We start from the raw sequence: 16,632 nt of genomic DNA, 5'->3' as shown, positions 1-16,632 counted from the left end.
GGCGCGATTCCTGCGTTGCGCTGCGAGAAGGACTGTACAGGAGGTGGAGCCTCCTGGTCGAACTCACCCTGTGTGCGGGTGCCGTTACGGTACGGCCGCGTCGATCGCCTTCACGATCCGCTTGTCCGACACGGGGTACGCCGTGCCGAGCGCGTGGGCGAAATAGCTGACCCGCAGCTCCTCGATCATCCAGCGGATGTCCAGCACCTGCCGCGGCACCGGCCGCCCCTGCGGCAACTGCTCCAGCAGCCACGCGTACTCGTCCCGCATCTCGTGGACCTTCGCCATGCGCGTGCTGTCCCGCTGCACGTTCGAGGGCATCTGCTGCAGGCGCCGGTCCGCGGCCACCAGGTAGCGCATCAGGTCCGGCAGCCGCCGCAGCCCCGCCTCCGTCACGAAACCGGGCCGTACGAGCCCGTCCAGCTGCCCCCGTACGTCCTGGAGGTTGGGCAGCAGCGCGGGGCTCCGTACGCCCTTCAGACGGCGCTCACAGGCCTGCCACGCCGCCAGCACCTGCTGCACCTGGCCCACCGCGCGGACCGTCGTGTCGACGATCTCCGCGCGGACCTTGTCGAACAGCTTCCGGAACGACTCCTCGTCCCACGCCGGCCCGCCGAAGTCGGCGATCAGCCGGTCCGCCGCCGCCATCGCGCAGTCGTCGAACAGGGCCTGCACCGAGCCGTGCGGATTCGCGGACAGCGCCAGCTTCTGCGCGTTCGTCAGCTTCTCGGACGCGAACTTCGCGGGGTTCACCGGAATCCCCAGCAGGATCAGCCGGCGCGTGCCCTTCCACATCGCCTCCGCCTGCTCGGCCTCCGTGTCGAACAACCGCACCGACACCGTGTCGCCGTCGTCGACCAGCGCCGGATACGCCTTCACCGGCTGACCGGCCCGGCGCGTCTCGAACACACGGGTCAGCGAGCCGATCGTCCAGTCCGTCAGCCCCTTGCGCTCCAGCGACTCGCCGCCCTGGCGCTGCGCCGTGGCGGCGGCCGCCTGCGACAGCGCCTTGCGGGCCTTCGGCCGCAACTGGAGCTTGAGCGCCTCCAGGTCCTTGTCCTCGGCGACCTTGCGGCGCCGCTCGTCGACGATCCGGAACGTCACCTTCAGATGGTCCGGAACCCGGGACCAGTCGAAGTCCTCCGCCTCGAACGGCACCCCGACCATCCGCTTCAGCTCACGGGCCATCGTCACCGTGAGCGGCTCCTGCAGGGGCACCGCCCGCTCCAGGAACGCCTTCGCGTAGTTCGGCGCCGGCACGTAGTTCCGCCGGATCGGCTTGGGGAGCGACCGGATCAGCTCCGTGACGACCTCCTCGCGCAGCCCCGGGATCTGCCAGTCGAAGCCCTCGTCCGTCACCTGGTTCAGCACCTGGAGCGGAACGTGGACCGTCACACCGTCCGCGTCCGCACCCGGCTCGAACTGGTACGTCACCCGGAACTTCAGCGGCCCCTGCCGCCACGAGTCGGGGTAGTCGGCCTTGGTGACCGCCTCCGCCGACTCGCGGATCAGCATCTCCCGCTCGAAGTCGAGGAAGTCCGGCTGCTCGTGCCGCTTGTGCTTCCACCACGAGTCGAAGTGCGCCCCCGACACCACGTGTTCGGGGATCCGCTGCTCGTAGAAGTCGAACAGGGTCTCGTCGTCGACCAGGATGTCCCGGCGCCGCGCCCGGTGTTCCAGCTCCTCGACCTCGGTCAGCAGCTTCCGGTTGTCGGCGTAGAACTTGTGGTGCGTCCGCCAGTCGCCCTCGACCAGCGCGTTGCGGATGAACAGCTCGCGCGAGACCTCCGGGTCGATCCGGCCGTAGTTCACCTTCCGCTGCGCCACGATCGGCACGCCGTACAGCGTGACCTTCTCGTACGCCATCACGGCCGCCTGGTCCTTCTCCCAGTGCGGCTCGCTGTACGTGCGCTTGAGCAGGTGCTCCGCGAGCGGCTCCACCCACTCCGGTTCGATCTTCGCGTTGACCCGCGCCCACAGCCGGGACGTCTCCACCAGCTCGGCCGACATCACGAACCGCGGCGGCTTCTTGAAGAGCGCCGAGCCCGGGAAGATCGCGAACTTGGCGTTCCGCGCGCCCAGGTACTCGTTGCGTCCGCCGTCCTTGCGGCCGGTGCCCGGACCGGAGTCCTTGGACTCCTTCACGTCCTTCATGCCGATGTGCGACAGCAGACCGGCCAGCAGGGAGACGTGGATGCGGTCGTCGGGGGCGTCCTCCTCGTTGAGGTGGATGCCCATCTGCTTGGCGACCGTGCGCAACTGCGTGTAGATGTCCTGCCACTCGCGGATCCGCAGGAAGTTCAGGTACTCCTGCTTGCACATCCGGCGGAACGACGACGAGCCGCGCTCCTTCTGCTGCTCGCGGACGTACCGCCACAGGTTCAGATACGCGAGGAAGTCGCTGGACTCGTCCCGGAACCGGGCGTGCTGCTGGTCGGCCTGCGTCTGCTTGTCGGCGGGCCGCTCCCGCGGGTCCTGGATGGACAGCGCGGCGGCGATGACCATCACCTCGCGGACACAGCCGTTCTTGTCCGCCTCCAGCACCATGCGCGCCAGCCGCGGGTCCACCGGAAGCTGCGCCAGCTTCCGCCCGGTCTGCGTCAGCCGCTTGCGCGGGTCCTTCTGCGCCGCGTCCAGCGCGCCCAGCTCCTGGAGCAGCTGCACGCCGTCGCGGATGTTGCGGTGGTCCGGCGGGTCGATGAACGGGAACTTCTCGATCTCACCCAGGCCGGCCGCCGTCATCTGCAGGATGACCGAGGCGAGGTTGGTGCGCAGGATCTCCGCGTCCGTGAACTCCGGCCGGGCCAGGAAGTCGTCCTCGCTGTACAGCCGGATGCAGATGCCGTCCGACGTACGGCCGCAGCGGCCCTTGCGCTGGTTGGCGCTGGCCTGCGAGACCGGCTCGATCGGCAGCCGCTGCACCTTGGTGCGGTGGCTGTAGCGGGAGATGCGGGCGAACCCGGGATCGATGACGTACTTGATGCCCGGCACGGTCAGGGACGTCTCGGCCACGTTCGTCGCCAGCACGATCCGGCGACCGCTGTGCTGCTGGAACACCCGGTGCTGCTCGGCGTGCGACAGCCGGGCGTACAGCGGCAGCACCTCGGTCGACCGGTACCGCTTCTTCGTCAGCGCGTCCGCCGTGTCCCGGATCTCCCGCTCACCGGAGAGGAACACCAGGACATCGCCGGGCCCCTCCGCCATCAGCTCCTCGACGGCGTCCGTGATCGCGGTGATCTGATCGCGGTCGGCGTCGTCGGAGTCCTCCTCGAGGAGCGGCCGGTACCGCACCTCCACCGGATACGTGCGCCCGCTGACCTCGATGATCGGCGCGTCCCCGAAATGCCGGGAGAAACGCTCCGGGTCGATGGTCGCGGACGTGATGACGACCTTGAGGTCCGGCCGCTTCGGCAGCAGCTGTGCCAGGTAGCCGAGCAGGAAGTCGATGTTCAGCGACCGCTCGTGCGCCTCGTCGATGATGATCGTGTCGTAGGCGCGCAGCTCGCGGTCGGTCTGGATCTCCGCGAGCAGGATGCCGTCCGTCATCAGCTTGACGAAGGTGGCGTCCGGGTTCACCTGGTCGGTGAAGCGGACCTTCCAGCCGACGGCCTCGCCCAGCGGCGTGTCCAGCTCCTCCGCCACCCGCTCCGCGACCGTGCGCGCGGCGATACGGCGGGGCTGCGTGTGCCCGATCATGCCCCGGACGCCCCGGCCCAGCTCCATGCAGATCTTCGGGATCTGCGTGGTCTTGCCGGACCCGGTCTCACCCGCGACGATCACCACCTGGTGATCGCGGATCGCCTCGGCGATCGCGTCCTTCTTCTGGCTGACGGGGAGCTGCTCGGGGTACGTGACCGCGGGCACCCGGGCGCGCCGCCCGGCCATCCGCTCCTCGGACCCGGCGACCTCCGCCTCGATCTCGGCGAGCACGGCGGCGCGGGCCTCCGGCTTGCGGATCTTGCGTGCGCCTTCGAGCCTGCGCCCGAGCCGGTGCGCGTCGCGCAGCGACAGCTCGGTGAGGCGGGAGGCGAGGGAGCCGAGAGCGGGGGCAGAGTGCGTAGACATACGGACTCCAGGATCTCATCCCGCGAAAATTCGCGGCCAATGATTTTGCCGGGGCACATGGACGGGGTCCCCCGTGCGGGGCACATGCGCGAGGACCCGTGTGAGGGGACACACAACAAGGCCCCGATCGATGATCGGGGCCTTTGCTGTGGCTGGGGCCGGGGTCGAACCGGCGACCTATCGCTTTTCAGGCGATCGCTCGTACCAACTGAGCTACCCAGCCGAGGTGTTTCGCGTGAAACACCAGCGGTCCTGACGGGATTTGAACCCGCGGCCTCCACCTTGACAGGGTGGCGAGCACTCCAAACTGCTCCACAGGACCAAGCGTGTCGTACGACAGTGTCGCACAGGGTGGTGCGTGCCCCCAACGGGATTCGAACCCGTGCTACCGCCTTGAAAGGGCGGCGTCCTAGGCCGCTAGACGATGAGGGCTATCGGCCCGCCTGGGCGCTTCTCAGCGCGTCGGGGACGTGAGAAGCATACGTGCTGTCGGGAGCGTTCGCCAAAACGGTTTACGGCGAGGGCGTCGAGGGGGTGGCCGAGGGGGTCCCGGAGGAGCCGGAGGAGGGGGACGGCGAGGTGGTCGCGCCCGGCTGGTTCTCCTTCGGGAGGTGGCGGCTGACCTCCGCCGTGGTCAGGCCGAGGCCGCCCAGTTCGATGGAGTCCCAGGCCTGGAGGCGGCGGGTGTCGCGGTCGAAGTAGAGGATCGACGTCTCGATCGGGTCCGGGTACTTCCCCTCGATCGCGCGCAGGCCGCTGCCGCCGGTGGAGCCCTCGACGCGCAGCCGGGTGCCGTACTTCATGACCTCCGTCTCCTCGCGGTGGATGTGCCCGGCCAGCACCAGCGGCACGGTGCCGTCGACCTCGCGCGCCGCCGACGGCTCGTGGGCGACCGCCACGTCCACCGGGGTGCCGGCGGTCCGCTGGTCGCGCAGGGCGGAGGCGAGCCGGGCACCCGCCAGCTCCTGGGACTGTTCCGCCCCGGTCCTCTTCGAGCGGTCGGGGGTGAACTGCGGATCCCCGATGCCGGCGAAGCGCAGCCCGGCGACGGTCTTCGCCCTGCCGTCGTCGAGGACGTGGACGTTCTTCAGGCCTTCGAGGTAGCGCTGGGTGACCAGCGAGTCGTGGTTGCCGCGGACCCAGACGTAGGGGGCGCCCAGGTCCTCGATGGGGTCCAGGAAGCCGTTCTCGGCGGCGGTGCCGTGGTCCATCGTGTCGCCCGAGTCGACGATCACGTCCACCCGGTACTGCTCCACCAGCGAGGCGATGATCTTCCAGCTCGCCGGGTTGAGGTGGATGTCGGAGACGTGCAGCACGCGGAGGGTGGTCGGGTCCGGCTGGTAGGCGGGGAGGGTGGAGGTGGCGTCGTACAGCTTGGTCACGTTGGTGACCAGGCGCGCCAGCTCCTTCTGGTAGACGTCGAACTCGGTGACGATGCTGCGCGCGTCGCCGACCAGGGACGGGGCGGAGGAGAGCAGCCCGGAGAACTTGGGCTCCAGGACGGAGTCGGGGTTCCAGGTGGCGTACGCCGTGCCGCCGGACGCGGCCAGCAGGCCGAGGGCGAGGCCGCCGGCGGCGAGGGCGCGGCGGGGGCGGCGGTAGACGGCGAGGCCGAGGGCGGTGGCGCCGGTGACCACGGCGACGCAGGAGCGCACGGCGAGGTCGGCGGTGCCGTGGGCGATGTCCTCGGTGACCTCGTCCTGGAGGCCGGAGAGGCGCTCCGGGTGGTCGACGAGGGCCTGGGAGCGTTCGGGGTCGAGCTGGTCGACGTTGACGTCCAGGCGGACGGGGGCGATGTGGCTGTCGAGCTGGAGGGCGCCCAGCGGGGAGATGTTGATCTTCGTGCCGCCGGTGACGGAGGGGCGCAGGGTCATGGTGGTGTTCATGGGACCCACGGGGACCCGGACGTTGCCGACGATCAGCAGGCCGAGCCAGGCACCGAGGACGACCACGGCGACGAGACCGGCCGCGCGCGTCCAGGGCCGCGGCTGCGGGGCGAGGGTGAGCGTCGCGGTGGTGGGCCGGAGTGAGCGCCGGCGGCGGGGGCGGGCCCGCGGGACCCGTGGAAGGCGGTGGAGGGCGTTCAGGACGGCGGAGGGGACGCGGGCCATTGGTCCCGTATGCCCAAGTCGGTGGCCGGATATGCGGGTGCCGTACGCAACTCGTACGGACGGCTCGTACCCGACAATGGCTTCGTGCTGGAGATGACGCGCGAGATGTTCGAGGAGCTGGTCGCCGAGGCGCTGGACCGGATCCCGCCGGAGCTGACGCGACTGATGGACAACGTCGCGGTGTTCGTGGAGGACGAGCCGCCGGCGGACGATCCGGAGCTGCTCGGGCTGTACGAGGGGACTCCGCTGACGGAGCGGGGCGAGTGGTACGCGGGGGTGCTGCCGGACCGGATCACCATCTACCGGGGGCCGACGCTGCGGATGTGCGAGTCCCGGGAGGACGTCGTCGCCGAGACGGAGATCACGGTGGTGCACGAGATCGCCCACCACTTCGGCATCGACGACGCCCGCCTGCACGCGCTCGGCTACGGATAGGCCGTACACGAGGCCCTGCGCGTGTCTTCTTGCGGGTGGCGGGAGTTGGGGTTGTTGACCCTGTACTCCAACCGGAGGTGGCCCCGTGCGCCGCTTGTACGTACCCGTCCGCCTGGCCGCCACGGCCGTGGCCGTCGCCGCTGCCGCCGGCTGCATGAGTGTGGGTGAGGACGGTGCGGGCGGGAGCGGCGGGCCGTCGCACTCCGCGGAGAGGCCGGGCGGTGAGGCGCCGGACGGGGGCGCCACGGTGTCGGGCGGCGGTGCCGGGTACGGCGCCGCGTCGGCCGGCGGGGCGCGCGGGGACGGCGAGGGCGAGGGGCACAAGGGCCGGGGGAAGAAGGGCAAGGCCGGGAAGGCGGCGTCCGCCGGGGCCTCGCCGTCCGCGGGGGCGAGCCGGTCCGCGCCGGCCGACGACGAGCCGGACGGGCCCGCGGAGCCGACCCCGGACGACGCCCCCGTCCCCCCGGAGCCCTCGCGCACGCCCGACCCGCAGCCCTCGCCGACGCCGCCCGAGCCGTCGGTCACACCGGAGCCGACGCAGGCGGAGCCGTCCTCGTCGGCGCACCAGCCGCCCGGGACGCAGTTGGCGCAGCGGGAGCCGGCGCCGGAAGCGGGGGCGCCGGTCTAAAGCCCTCCTCTCCAGCGCTTCCCCGCCCGCCGGACCCCGCTCTCACCTGCCGATTTGCTATTGGGGGTGCCGGGTGCGTATGGTGGCAGATCGTTTGATCCTATTTGCCCGGCGCCACTGCAGAGCGCGCCGTGTGGCGCGTACTCTCTCCCTTGCCGTGGTGGACCGCATCGAGGCGGTCGTAATTGCGAACTGCGAATCACGGAGTTGACGGGCGCGTGCCGAAGAGACTCCGGAAGGTTTCGCATTCGTATGCCCATCGCCAGTACTGATCACGTCGTCGTGCCCGAGAACACCGAGGACACCGACATCACCCCCGCCCCCGAGGCGGCCCCCGAGACCACCTTCGCCGACCTCGGCCTGCCCGAGGGCGTCGTGCGCAAGCTCGCGCAGAACGGCGTGACCACCCCCTTCCCGATCCAGGCCGCGACCATCCCGGACGCCCTGGCCGGCAAGGACATCCTCGGCCGTGGCCGCACCGGCTCCGGCAAGACCCTCTCCTTCGGTCTGCCGACCCTGGCCACGCTGGCCGGCGGCCGCACCGAGAAGCACAAGCCGCGCGCCGTCATCCTGACGCCGACGCGCGAACTGGCCATGCAGGTCGCCGACGCGCTCCAGCCGTACGGTGACGTCGTCGGCCTGCGCATGAAGGTCGTCTGCGGCGGTACCTCCATGGGCAACCAGATCTACGCCCTGGAGAAGGGCGTCGACATCCTGGTCGCCACCCCGGGCCGGCTGCGCGACATCATCAACCGCGGCGCCTGCTCCCTGGAGAACGTGCAGATCGCGGTCCTCGACGAGGCCGACCAGATGTCCGACCTGGGCTTCCTGCCCGAGGTCACCGAGCTGCTCGACCAGGTCCCGGCCGGCGGCCAGCGGATGCTGTTCTCCGCCACCATGGAGAACGAGATCAAGACCCTCGTCGACCGGTACCTGAACAACCCGGTCAGCCACGAGGTCGACGCGGCGCAGGGCGCGGTGACGACCATGTCGCACCACATCCTCGTCGTGAAGCCCAAGGACAAGGCGCCGGTCACCGCGGCCATCGCCTCCCGCAAGGGCCGCACCATCATCTTCGTCCGCACCCAGCTCGGCGCCGACCGCGTCGCCGAGCAGCTCCGCGACGCGGGCGTGAAGGCGGACGCGCTGCACGGCGGCATGACCCAGGGCGCGCGCACCCGCACCCTGGCCGACTTCAAGGACGGCTACGTCAACGTCCTGGTCGCCACCGACGTCGCCGCGCGCGGCATCCACGTCGACGGCATCGACCTGGTCCTCAACGTGGACCCGGCCGGCGACCACAAGGACTACCTGCACCGCGCGGGCCGCACGGCGCGCGCCGGCCGCACCGGCACCGTCGTCTCCCTGTCGCTGCCGCACCAGCGCCGCCAGATCTTCCGGCTGATGGAGGACGCGGGCGTCGACGCCACGCGCCACATCATCCAGGGCGGCGCCGCCTTCGACCCCGAGGTCGCCGAGATCACCGGCGCCCGGTCCATGACCGAGGTGCAGGCCGAGTCCGCGGGCAACGCGGCGCAGCAGGCCGAGCGCGAGGTCGCCCAGCTCACCAAGGAGCTGGAGCGCGCCCAGCGCCGCGCCTCCGAGCTGCGCGACGAGGCCGACCGCCTGCTGGCCCGGGTCGCGCGCGAGCGGGGCGAGGACGTCGAGACGGTGGCCGCCGAGGCGGCCGAGGCCGAGGTCTCGCTGCCGGAGCAGCCGACCGCGCGGGACGTCGAGCGGACCGAGCGCGTGGAGCGTACGGAGGCTTCGGCACCGTACGAGCGGCGCGAGCGCAGGGACGACCGTCGTGACGACCGTGGCGGCTTCCGCCGCGACGACCGTCGTGACGACCGTGGTGGGCGTTCCTTCGAGCGCCGTGACGACCGCGGCGGTTTCAACCGTGACCGTGGTGACCGTCGTGACGACCGTGGCGGCTTCCGCCGCGACGAGCGTCGTGACGACCGTGGTGGGCGTTCCTTCGACCGTCGTGACGACCGCGGCGGCCGTTCCTTCGAGCGCCGTGACGACCGCGGTGGCTTCAACCGTGACCGTGGTGACCGTCGTGACGACCGTGGCGGCTTCCGCCGCGACGAGCGTCGTGACGACCGTGGTGGGCGTTCCTTCGAGCGCCGTGACGACCGCGGCGGTTTCAACCGCGACCGTGACCGCGGCGAGCGTGGCGGCTTCCGCCGTGACGACCGTGGCGGCCACCGCGGCAGCGACCGTCCGTTCAACCGCGACCGCCAGGGCGACCGCCCCGGTTTCCACTCCGGCTCCCACGACCGCCCGTACGGCCGTCGTGACGACCACCGCGGCGGCTCCTTCGGCCGCCGCGACGACAAGCCGCGCTGGAAGCGCAACGGCTGACACGGGCTCATCGAGCCGACCGGGAGGGCCCGCACGACACCCGTCGTGCGGGCCCTCCCGCGTTCCGCGCGGGACACGTCCGGACCCGCCTGCGCGATACCCGATCGGAGTCCCGGCCATGTCCGGCTATGCTCGGGGAGGCAACATCGCCAGGGGCCCTTAGCTCAATTGGCAGAGCAGTGGACTTTTAATCCATTGGTTGTGGGTTCGAGTCCCACAGGGCCTACTTCTCGCAGGAGCGGCACATCGCCTCCGACCTGCTGCGCGGCGCTCGGACCGGCTTCGGCCGGCTCGGGCGCCGTGTCATTTCGCGGGGCGCTCGTCCCGGTTCGGGTCGAGGAGCTGCACGGCGATCCCGGTGAGGACCAGGCCCGCCGCGATGAGGAGGCCGTCGGGGACGACGATGCCCGCGGCGAGCATGGTCACCCCGACGGCCAGCGCGCACCAGGCGCTCGTGCGCCGGTACTCGCGGGGGCGGGCCGGACGGCCCTCGGAGAGTGAGCGGACGAAACGGGGGTCCTCGTGTTCGAGACGGGCCGCGAGGTCGACCAGGCGCTCGTCGTCGGACTGGGGCACGGCTCCTCCTTCCCAGGGGGCGGCCGCCCGGTGACACCGCCGGCGGCCATCGCTCCGTGACGCCGGGGTGTAAGCGGGTGAACCGTCGGCCTGCCGCGAACTCGGCCCGGTACAAAGGAGTTTGCCCCTGTGCCGATGCCGTCACCCGCCCGGTGCGGAAGACTCCAGCGTCGCCCACCGCCACCGCCCGCGGCCATCCGTCGCGGGCCCCATCCGCCCCGGGTGCCACCGCCTACGCGGACCGTCCGGCCGGTCGTGGTCCCGGGGGAAAATGGGGGCTGTCACCGATGGCGCGGGAGCCCGCCCGGCGCACACGCTGGACAGGACGGCCCGCGCCGCGCCCCCGGTCCGCGGGCCGTCGGCTCCCCCGCACCGGGAGCCCACGGCGAGCGGCCGACGGCGAGGAGGCGGTACGGGGTGCCCCTGTTCTGGCGGATCTTCCTGCTGAACGCCGTCGTGCTCATCGCGGCCACGGCCCTGCTGCTGGGGCCCGTCACGGTGTCCACGCCGGTCCTGCTCACCGAGGCCGCGGTCCTCACGGTGGGGCTGGCCGCCATGATCGTCGCCAACGCGCTGCTGCTCCGCGTGGGTCTCGCCCCGCTGCAGCGCCTGACCCGCGCGATGACGACGACGGACCTGCTCCGCCCGGGACACCGCCCGGCGGTCGGCGGGCGGGGCGAGATCGCCGAGCTGATCGCCACGTTCAACACCATGCTGGACCGGCTGGAGGACGAGCGCGCCACGAGCAGCGCCCGCGTCCTGTCCGCGCAGGAGTCCGAGCGCCGGCGCGTCGCCCGTGAGCTGCACGACGAGGTCGGCCAGTCCCTCACCGCCGTCCTGCTCCAGCTCAAGCGCGCCGCCGACCACGCCCCGCCCGGCCTGGGCGAGGAGCTGCGCCAGGTGCAGGAGACCACCCGGGCCGGCCTGGAGGAGATCCGGCGCATCGCCCGCCGGCTGCGCCCCGGCGTGCTGGACGAGCTGGGGCTGGCCAGCGCGCTCAAGGCCCTCGCCACCGAGTTCGGCGGGCCCGGTCTGAGCGTCCGGCACCGCCTCGACGGGGACCTGCCCGAGCTGGACCGGGAGTCGGAGCTGGTCATCTACCGGGTCGCCCAGGAAGGCCTCACCAACGCCGCCCGCCACGCCCGGGCCCGCCGCGCCGAGCTCGCCCTGCGCCGCGCGCCCGGCGGTGTGGAGCTCCGCGTCCGTGACGACGGCCGCGGCATCGGCGTCGCCCCGGAGGGCGCCGGCATCCGCGGGATGCGGGAGCGCGCCCTGCTCGTCGGCGCCCGGCTGACCGTGGACCGCGCCGCCGACGGCGGCACCGAGGTACGCCTGGCCGTCCCCGTCCCCGCCCGTTTCCCCGCACACGCCCTCGTCCCCGTACGGGAAGCCGCGCCCGCTCCCGTACGGGAGTCCGCGCCCGCCCTCGTACGAAAGTCCGCGCACGCCCCGCCGCCCCCGTGACCGACGCCCCTCGACCGGAAACGCTGGAACATGACCGACCCGGCCCCCACCCGCATCCTGCTCGCCGACGACCACGCGCTGGTCCGCCGGGGGGTTCGCCTCATCCTCGACGGCGAACCGGACCTGACCGTCGTCGCCGAGGCCGCCGACGGTGCCGAAGCCCTCGAACAGGCCCGTGAGCACCGCCCCGACCTTGCCGTCCTGGACATCGCGATGCCCCGCCGCACCGGTCTCCAGGCGGCCCGCGAGCTCTCCCGCACCCTGCCGGGGACCCGCATCCTCATCCTCACCATGTACGACAACGAGCAGTTCTTCTTCGAGGCGCTCGCCGCCGGGGCCTCGGGCTACGTCCTGAAGTCCGTCGCCGACCGCGACCTCGTCGAGGCCTGCCGCGCCACCGTGCGCGGCGAGCCGTTCCTCTACCCCGGCGCCGTCAACGCCCTCATCCACAACTACCTCGATCTCGCGCGGGAGGGCCGCACCCTGCCGGCCAAGGCGATCACCGACCGCGAGGAGGAGATCCTGAAGCTGGTCGCCGAGGGCCACACCTCGCAGCAGATCGCCACTCTCCTCGTCATCAGCCCCAAGACCGTGGAGCGGCACCGCGCCAACCTGCTGGCCAAGCTCGGCCTGAGGGACCGCCTGGAACTCACCCGGTACGCCATCCGCGTGGGGCTGATCGAGCCCTGACCGGCAGACTGGACCCCCACACCTGCCCCACCCGGAGTACGCCGATGCCGCACCCGTACGTCCTGCTGTCCGCCGCCGTCTCCCTCGACGGCTACCTGGACGACACCGGCCCCGAGCGGCTGCTGCTGTCCGGCCCGGCCGACTTCGACCGGGTCGACGAGGTACGGGCGTCCGTGGACGCCATCCTGGTCGGCGCCGGCACGATCCGCGCCGACAACCCCAGGCTGCTGGTCAACTCGCCCGAGCGGCGCGCCGCCCGCCTCGCCGCGGGCCGGGCCGAGTACCCGCTCAAGGTCACCGTCAGCGGCTCCGGCGACCTGGACCCGGCGGCCCGGTTCTGGCACACCGGCGGCGAGAAGGTCCTCTGCACGACCGACCGGGGCGCCGAGCGCGCCCACGCCCTCGGTCTCGCCGCCGACGTCGTCCCGCTCGGCGCCGAGCTCGACTGGCGGCGGCTGCTGGAGCACCTGCACGCCGAGCGCGGGGTGCGGCGGCTCATGGTCGAGGGCGGCGGCACGGTCCACACGCAGCTCCTCACCGAGGGGCTGGCCGACGAGCTCCAGCTGGTCCTCGCCCCGCTGTTCGTCGGCGATCCCAAGGCCCCCCGTCTCTTCGGCCCCGGCGCCTACCAGGGCGGACGGCTGCGGATGGTCGAGACCCGCCCGGTCGGCGACGTCGTCCTGACGCGCTACGAGCCCACCGCCCCCGGCACAGGCCCGCTGCCCTCCGCCGCCGACCACCACTGGCTGGCCCTCGCCTGCGAGCTGGCCGCCGAGTGCCCGCCCTCGGAGACGGCGTTCAGCGTGGGCGCGGTCGTGGTGGCCGCCGACGGTACGGAGCTGGCGCGCGGCCACTCCCGGGAGGGCGCCGACCCGGTGGTGCACGCGGAGGAGGCCGCGCTCGCCAAGACCGACCCCACGGACCCCCGGCTCGTCACCGCCACCGTGTACTCCAGCCTGGAGCCCTGCTCCCGCCGCGCGTCCCGGCCCGCGCCCTGCGCCCGGCTGATCCTGGACGCGGGGGTACGGCGGGTGGTCACGGCCTGGCGCGAGCCGGACACGTTCGTGGCGGGCGCCGACGGCAGCGGCGTGCTGGCGGACGGGGGCGCCACCGTGGTCGTCCTGCCGGAGCACGAGGACCGCGCCAAGGCACCCAACGCTCATCTGTTCGGCCGCTGAGACCGGGCCGCCGGTAATGGGTGTGCGCCATGTCCCGCTGATGGCGTACACTGGTCCTACCGACGCGGGGTGGAGCAGCTCGGTAGCTCGCTGGGCTCATAACCCAGAGGTCGCAGGTTCAAATCCTGTCCCCGCTACTGAAGGCCGAGGGCCGGAATCCAAAGGATTCCGGCCCTCGGTGTTTTCCGCTCCCCATCCGCTCCCCGCCCGTTCCTCACCCATTCCCCGTTCTCACTCAACGTGAGCGATCCACCCCGCAGCGCATAACAACTGACACACCGTCAGAAACCACCCGCCACGCGAGGCGACCTGAGGAGCGGTCAACTCGCCCGTTTTTGGCCGCTCGTGGAGCTTAAGTCCCCCCGGAAATCGTTAACGATCAAGAGGAACGGCTTGGAATCCGGCCCTCGCGTCTATTAACGTTCGATAACGCAGCGCGGTCGTCCCAGCCGTCACAGAAGGCGGCTCCGTGCGCACGCGCCGAATCCCGCAAGGGAACCGGGGAACCACCACCATGGGGTGAATCGCGTGGATACCGCCGTGGCAACACGGCTCGTATACGCGCGTAGGAGACCTTCCCGCTCCGAACCCGTCAGCTAACCCGGTAGGCGAAGACGGAAGGAAAGGAGCGCGCCCACGTGGCGTCCAACCCGCCTGCCCCCGAGGCCCCGTTCAAGCCGAGCGACACCGTCGCCTACGGCGCCGGCCGCACCGACGAGGGCCCCTTCGAGGAGTGGAACCCCACCGCGGAGTCCCTTCGCCCTGTACGTGGCCGGCATCGCGTCTCCAAGCAGCGCGGCGGAGGACTCGCCCGCAGCTCCACCGTCCTGGGCGTCGGCGTCATAGCGGCCGTCGGCGCCGGCGGCATGGCCAGCGCCCAGACCGGCAAGCCGCCGGTCTCGATCTCCATGCCCGACCTCCCCAACGTGGGTTCCCTCATCTCCGACGAGGAAACCCCCAAGGGATCGTCCACCCCCCTCAGCACCCTCGCCATGACCGCCGCCGACACCGAGCAGGGCACCGCCGGCGCCGGTGAGGCGCTGCGCACCCGGATCATGGCCCAGGTCGAGCAGCAGCAGAGCCAGGCCGAGACCAAGGCCGCCGCCGAGGCCGTCGCCGCCGCCGAGAAGCAGGCCGCCGAGGCCGCGGCCAAGGCGGAGAAGGAGGCCGAGGCCAAGGCCGAGGCCGCCAAGAAGAAGGCGGAGGAGGAGGCCGCGAAGAAGGCCGAGGCCGAGCGCCTCGCCGAGCTGGCCAAGCAGTACGCGCTGCCGACCTCCTCGTACACCCTCTCCTCGACCTTCGGCCAGGCCGGCGCCTACTGGTCCTCCGGCTACCACACCGGCCTCGACTTCGCCGCCCCCACGGGCACGCTGATCAAGGCGGTCCACACCGGCACGATCACCTCCGCCGGCTGGGACGGCTCCTACGGCTACAAGACCGTGCTCACGCTCGACGACGGCACCGAGGTCTGGTACGCCCACCAGTCCTCCATCAGCGTCAGCGTCGGCCAGAAGGTCAACACCGGCGATGTGATCGGCCGCGTCGGCTCCACCGGCAACTCCACCGGCGCCCACCTCCACCTGGAGGTCCACTCCGGCGGCTCCGGCTCGGGCATCGACCCGATGGCGTGGCTGCAGAGCAAGGGCCTCACCCCCTGAGCCCCACCGCTTCCGAACCCCGGCAGTCCCGACGACGACCCCCCGACGTCAGGGCTGCCGGTCGGGTGTTCTCGGGGGCGGTGCGGGGCCGTCAGGACCGGCGGGCGTTCGGGTCGTGCGTGGTGTACGGGTACCCGTACGGCGGCTGTCCGTGCGGTGGATGCCCGTAGCCGCCGTACGCGCCGTACCAGCCGTACCCCGCCCACGGTGCCGCGGCGACCGGAACCCGGGGCGCGGTCGCGCGGGCCGCGTGCTCCAGGGCGGGCCGGGCCGCTGACCGCCGGTGCCACAGCTCCAGCAGCAGCTCGCGTTCCCGCGTGATGAAGTCCGTCCCCGCCCGTCCGAGCCGCCCCCGGTGCCGCAGGAACGCCAGCGACGTCGCGTACGCCTCGTACGCGGCGACCGATCGTGCCGCCGCCCTCCCGCCGTGGCGGCGCGCGTACCGCCGGGCGACGCGCCGCGCCCGCATCGAGCCCAGTGCGAACGGCTCCGCCGCGTTGAGCCACCCGGCGGCCACGTACGCCGGCAGCTCCGCCCGTACGGTCCGCAGCTCCCGCTGCCGCGTCCACACCGCCAGCCAGGTCAGCAGACCGAACGCCGGCACCATGAACGCCGCGTACACCGCGAGGAAGCCGTACTGGCCGAGCGCCGAGGAGCCGTTCCACAGCGCGTGCACGCCCATCGCGAGGAGCAGCCCGCCGAGCGGCGGCAGCACGCGCCGGGCCCGCTGCCGGTCCGTGGACAGCGCGGCGATGCCGAAGCCGATCCCGGTGAGCACGGTGAACAGCGGATGCGCGAACGGCGACATCACGACGCGGACGAAGAAGGTCGCCGCGGTGACCGAGGCGATGCCGCTGTCGCCGGTGAGCTGGTCGGTGCCGAAGGCGGTGCCGAGGTAGAGGATGTTCTCGGTGAACGCGAAGCCGGTGGCGGTGACCCCGGCTATCACCACGCCGTCGATGATCCCGGTGAAGTCGCGTCTGCGGAACAGGAACACCAGCAGGACGGCCGCGGCCTTCGCGGACTCCTCCACCACCGGCGCTATGACGGTCGAGCCGAGGGTGTCGGCGCCGGTCGGGTCGGCGGTCGCCGTCGCTATCCACCGGGTGGCGAAACTGTTCGCGACGATCGCCATCAGCGCCGCCGCGCAGGCACCCCAGGCGAAGGAGAACAGCAGGTTCCGCCAGGGTCCCGGCTCGACCCGGTCCAGCCACCGGAAGGCGGCGACGAGCAGCGGCACGGGCAGGACGGCGAGGCCGAGCCCGACCAGGAACCCCCGCGTCCCGGTCTGCTCGCGCACCAGCGCGAGGATGACGAGACCGGACAGGGCGAGCAGCGTGATCAGCGCGCCGTACCGCACCCAGGGGCGCTGCCACCAGTGCGCGTGCCGCGGCGCTCCGCCGGGAGGCGTCGGGTGCGGGGGACTGGTGGCCACGGGATCGACCCTCACGAGGCGGGGC

The 16,632-nt window shown here is 72.2% G+C and carries 11 protein-coding genes, 5 tRNA genes and 1 riboswitch; of the genes, 9 read left to right on the top strand and 7 right to left on the bottom strand.

Annotated elements, in window-relative coordinates:
- Positions 1–84: 84 nt before the first annotated feature.
- The 5 genes from hrpA to ACZ62B_RS07010 form a co-directional block, all read right to left on the bottom strand.
- Entirely contained in the window at positions 85–4,065 is a 3,981-nt protein-coding gene (gene hrpA / locus ACZ62B_RS07030) for an ATP-dependent RNA helicase HrpA (RefSeq protein ID WP_344556135.1), read from the bottom strand.
- A gap of 149 nt (positions 4,066–4,214) precedes the next feature.
- Positions 4,215–4,288: transfer RNA gene (locus tag ACZ62B_RS07025), tRNA-Phe, on the bottom strand.
- A gap of 24 nt (positions 4,289–4,312) precedes the next feature.
- Positions 4,313–4,387, bottom strand: a tRNA-Asp gene (locus ACZ62B_RS07020).
- A gap of 37 nt (positions 4,388–4,424) precedes the next feature.
- Positions 4,425–4,497 (bottom strand) — tRNA-Glu (locus tag ACZ62B_RS07015).
- Positions 4,498–4,577: 80 nt separating this feature from the next.
- On the bottom strand, positions 4,578–6,176 hold the full coding sequence (locus ACZ62B_RS07010) for a metallophosphoesterase family protein (RefSeq protein ID WP_469689395.1): 1,599 nt from the start codon (positions 6,174–6,176) through the stop codon (positions 4,578–4,580).
- A gap of 84 nt (positions 6,177–6,260) precedes the next feature.
- On the opposite strand from ACZ62B_RS07010, the gene ACZ62B_RS07005 reads away from it, so the two are divergent.
- The 4 genes from ACZ62B_RS07005 (at position 6,261) to ACZ62B_RS06990 (ending at position 9,832) form a co-directional block, all read left to right on the top strand.
- The gene (locus tag ACZ62B_RS07005; RefSeq protein WP_159534388.1) at positions 6,261–6,611 is read left to right on the top strand and encodes a metallopeptidase family protein; all 351 of its coding nucleotides are present in this window, start codon (positions 6,261–6,263) and stop codon (positions 6,609–6,611) included.
- An 85-nt stretch (positions 6,612–6,696) separates the two neighbouring features.
- Positions 6,697–7,239, top strand: a complete 543-nt coding sequence (locus ACZ62B_RS07000; RefSeq protein WP_469689394.1) for a hypothetical protein — start codon at positions 6,697–6,699, stop codon at positions 7,237–7,239.
- A gap of 252 nt (positions 7,240–7,491) precedes the next feature.
- Entirely contained in the window at positions 7,492–9,606 is a 2,115-nt protein-coding gene (locus ACZ62B_RS06995) for a DEAD/DEAH box helicase (protein WP_469689393.1), read from the top strand.
- Positions 9,607–9,759: 153 nt separating this feature from the next.
- A tRNA-Lys gene (locus ACZ62B_RS06990) sits at positions 9,760–9,832 on the top strand.
- Positions 9,833–9,909: 77 nt separating this feature from the next.
- On the opposite strand, the gene ACZ62B_RS06985 is transcribed toward ACZ62B_RS06990, so the two are convergent.
- The gene (locus ACZ62B_RS06985; protein ID WP_073933456.1) at positions 9,910–10,182 is read right to left on the bottom strand and encodes a DUF3040 domain-containing protein; all 273 of its coding nucleotides are present in this window, start codon (positions 10,180–10,182) and stop codon (positions 9,910–9,912) included.
- A 417-nt stretch (positions 10,183–10,599) separates the two neighbouring features.
- Between ACZ62B_RS06985 and ACZ62B_RS06980 the strand changes: the two genes are divergently transcribed.
- The 5 genes from ACZ62B_RS06980 to ACZ62B_RS06960 all read left to right on the top strand — a co-directional run bounded on the left by ACZ62B_RS06980 (position 10,600) and on the right by ACZ62B_RS06960 (position 15,172).
- Positions 10,600–11,646 (top strand): HAMP domain-containing sensor histidine kinase, encoded by a 1,047-nt coding sequence (locus ACZ62B_RS06980; RefSeq protein ID WP_468721060.1) that lies wholly within the window; start codon positions 10,600–10,602, stop codon positions 11,644–11,646.
- 30 nt (positions 11,647–11,676) lie between these two features.
- Positions 11,677–12,336 (top strand): response regulator transcription factor, encoded by a 660-nt coding sequence (locus ACZ62B_RS06975; RefSeq protein ID WP_344556122.1) that lies wholly within the window; start codon positions 11,677–11,679, stop codon positions 12,334–12,336.
- 44 nt (positions 12,337–12,380) lie between these two features.
- Complete coding sequence (locus ACZ62B_RS06970; RefSeq protein WP_468721058.1) at positions 12,381–13,514, top strand: dihydrofolate reductase family protein; 1,134 nt, start codon at positions 12,381–12,383, stop codon at positions 13,512–13,514.
- Positions 13,515–13,577: 63 nt separating this feature from the next.
- Positions 13,578–13,651: transfer RNA gene (locus tag ACZ62B_RS06965), tRNA-Met, on the top strand.
- A 331-nt stretch (positions 13,652–13,982) separates the two neighbouring features.
- A riboswitch (cyclic di-AMP (ydaO/yuaA leader) is annotated at positions 13,983–14,140 on the top strand.
- 12 nt (positions 14,141–14,152) lie between these two features.
- On the top strand, positions 14,153–15,172 hold the full coding sequence (locus ACZ62B_RS06960) for a M23 family metallopeptidase (RefSeq protein WP_344556120.1): 1,020 nt from the start codon (positions 14,153–14,155) through the stop codon (positions 15,170–15,172).
- Between the two features lie 91 nt (positions 15,173–15,263).
- Here ACZ62B_RS06960 and ACZ62B_RS06955 read toward each other — a convergent pair whose 3' ends face one another.
- On the bottom strand, positions 15,264–16,607 hold the full coding sequence (locus ACZ62B_RS06955; RefSeq protein WP_468721056.1) for a PrsW family intramembrane metalloprotease: 1,344 nt from the start codon (positions 16,605–16,607) through the stop codon (positions 15,264–15,266).
- Between the last annotated feature and the right edge of the window lie 25 nt (positions 16,608–16,632).

The organism is Streptomyces sp. NPDC053426, assembly GCF_055585405.1.
The sequence above is the reverse complement of the archived record's forward strand: the minus strand, read 5'-3'. Positions and strand labels throughout refer to the sequence as shown.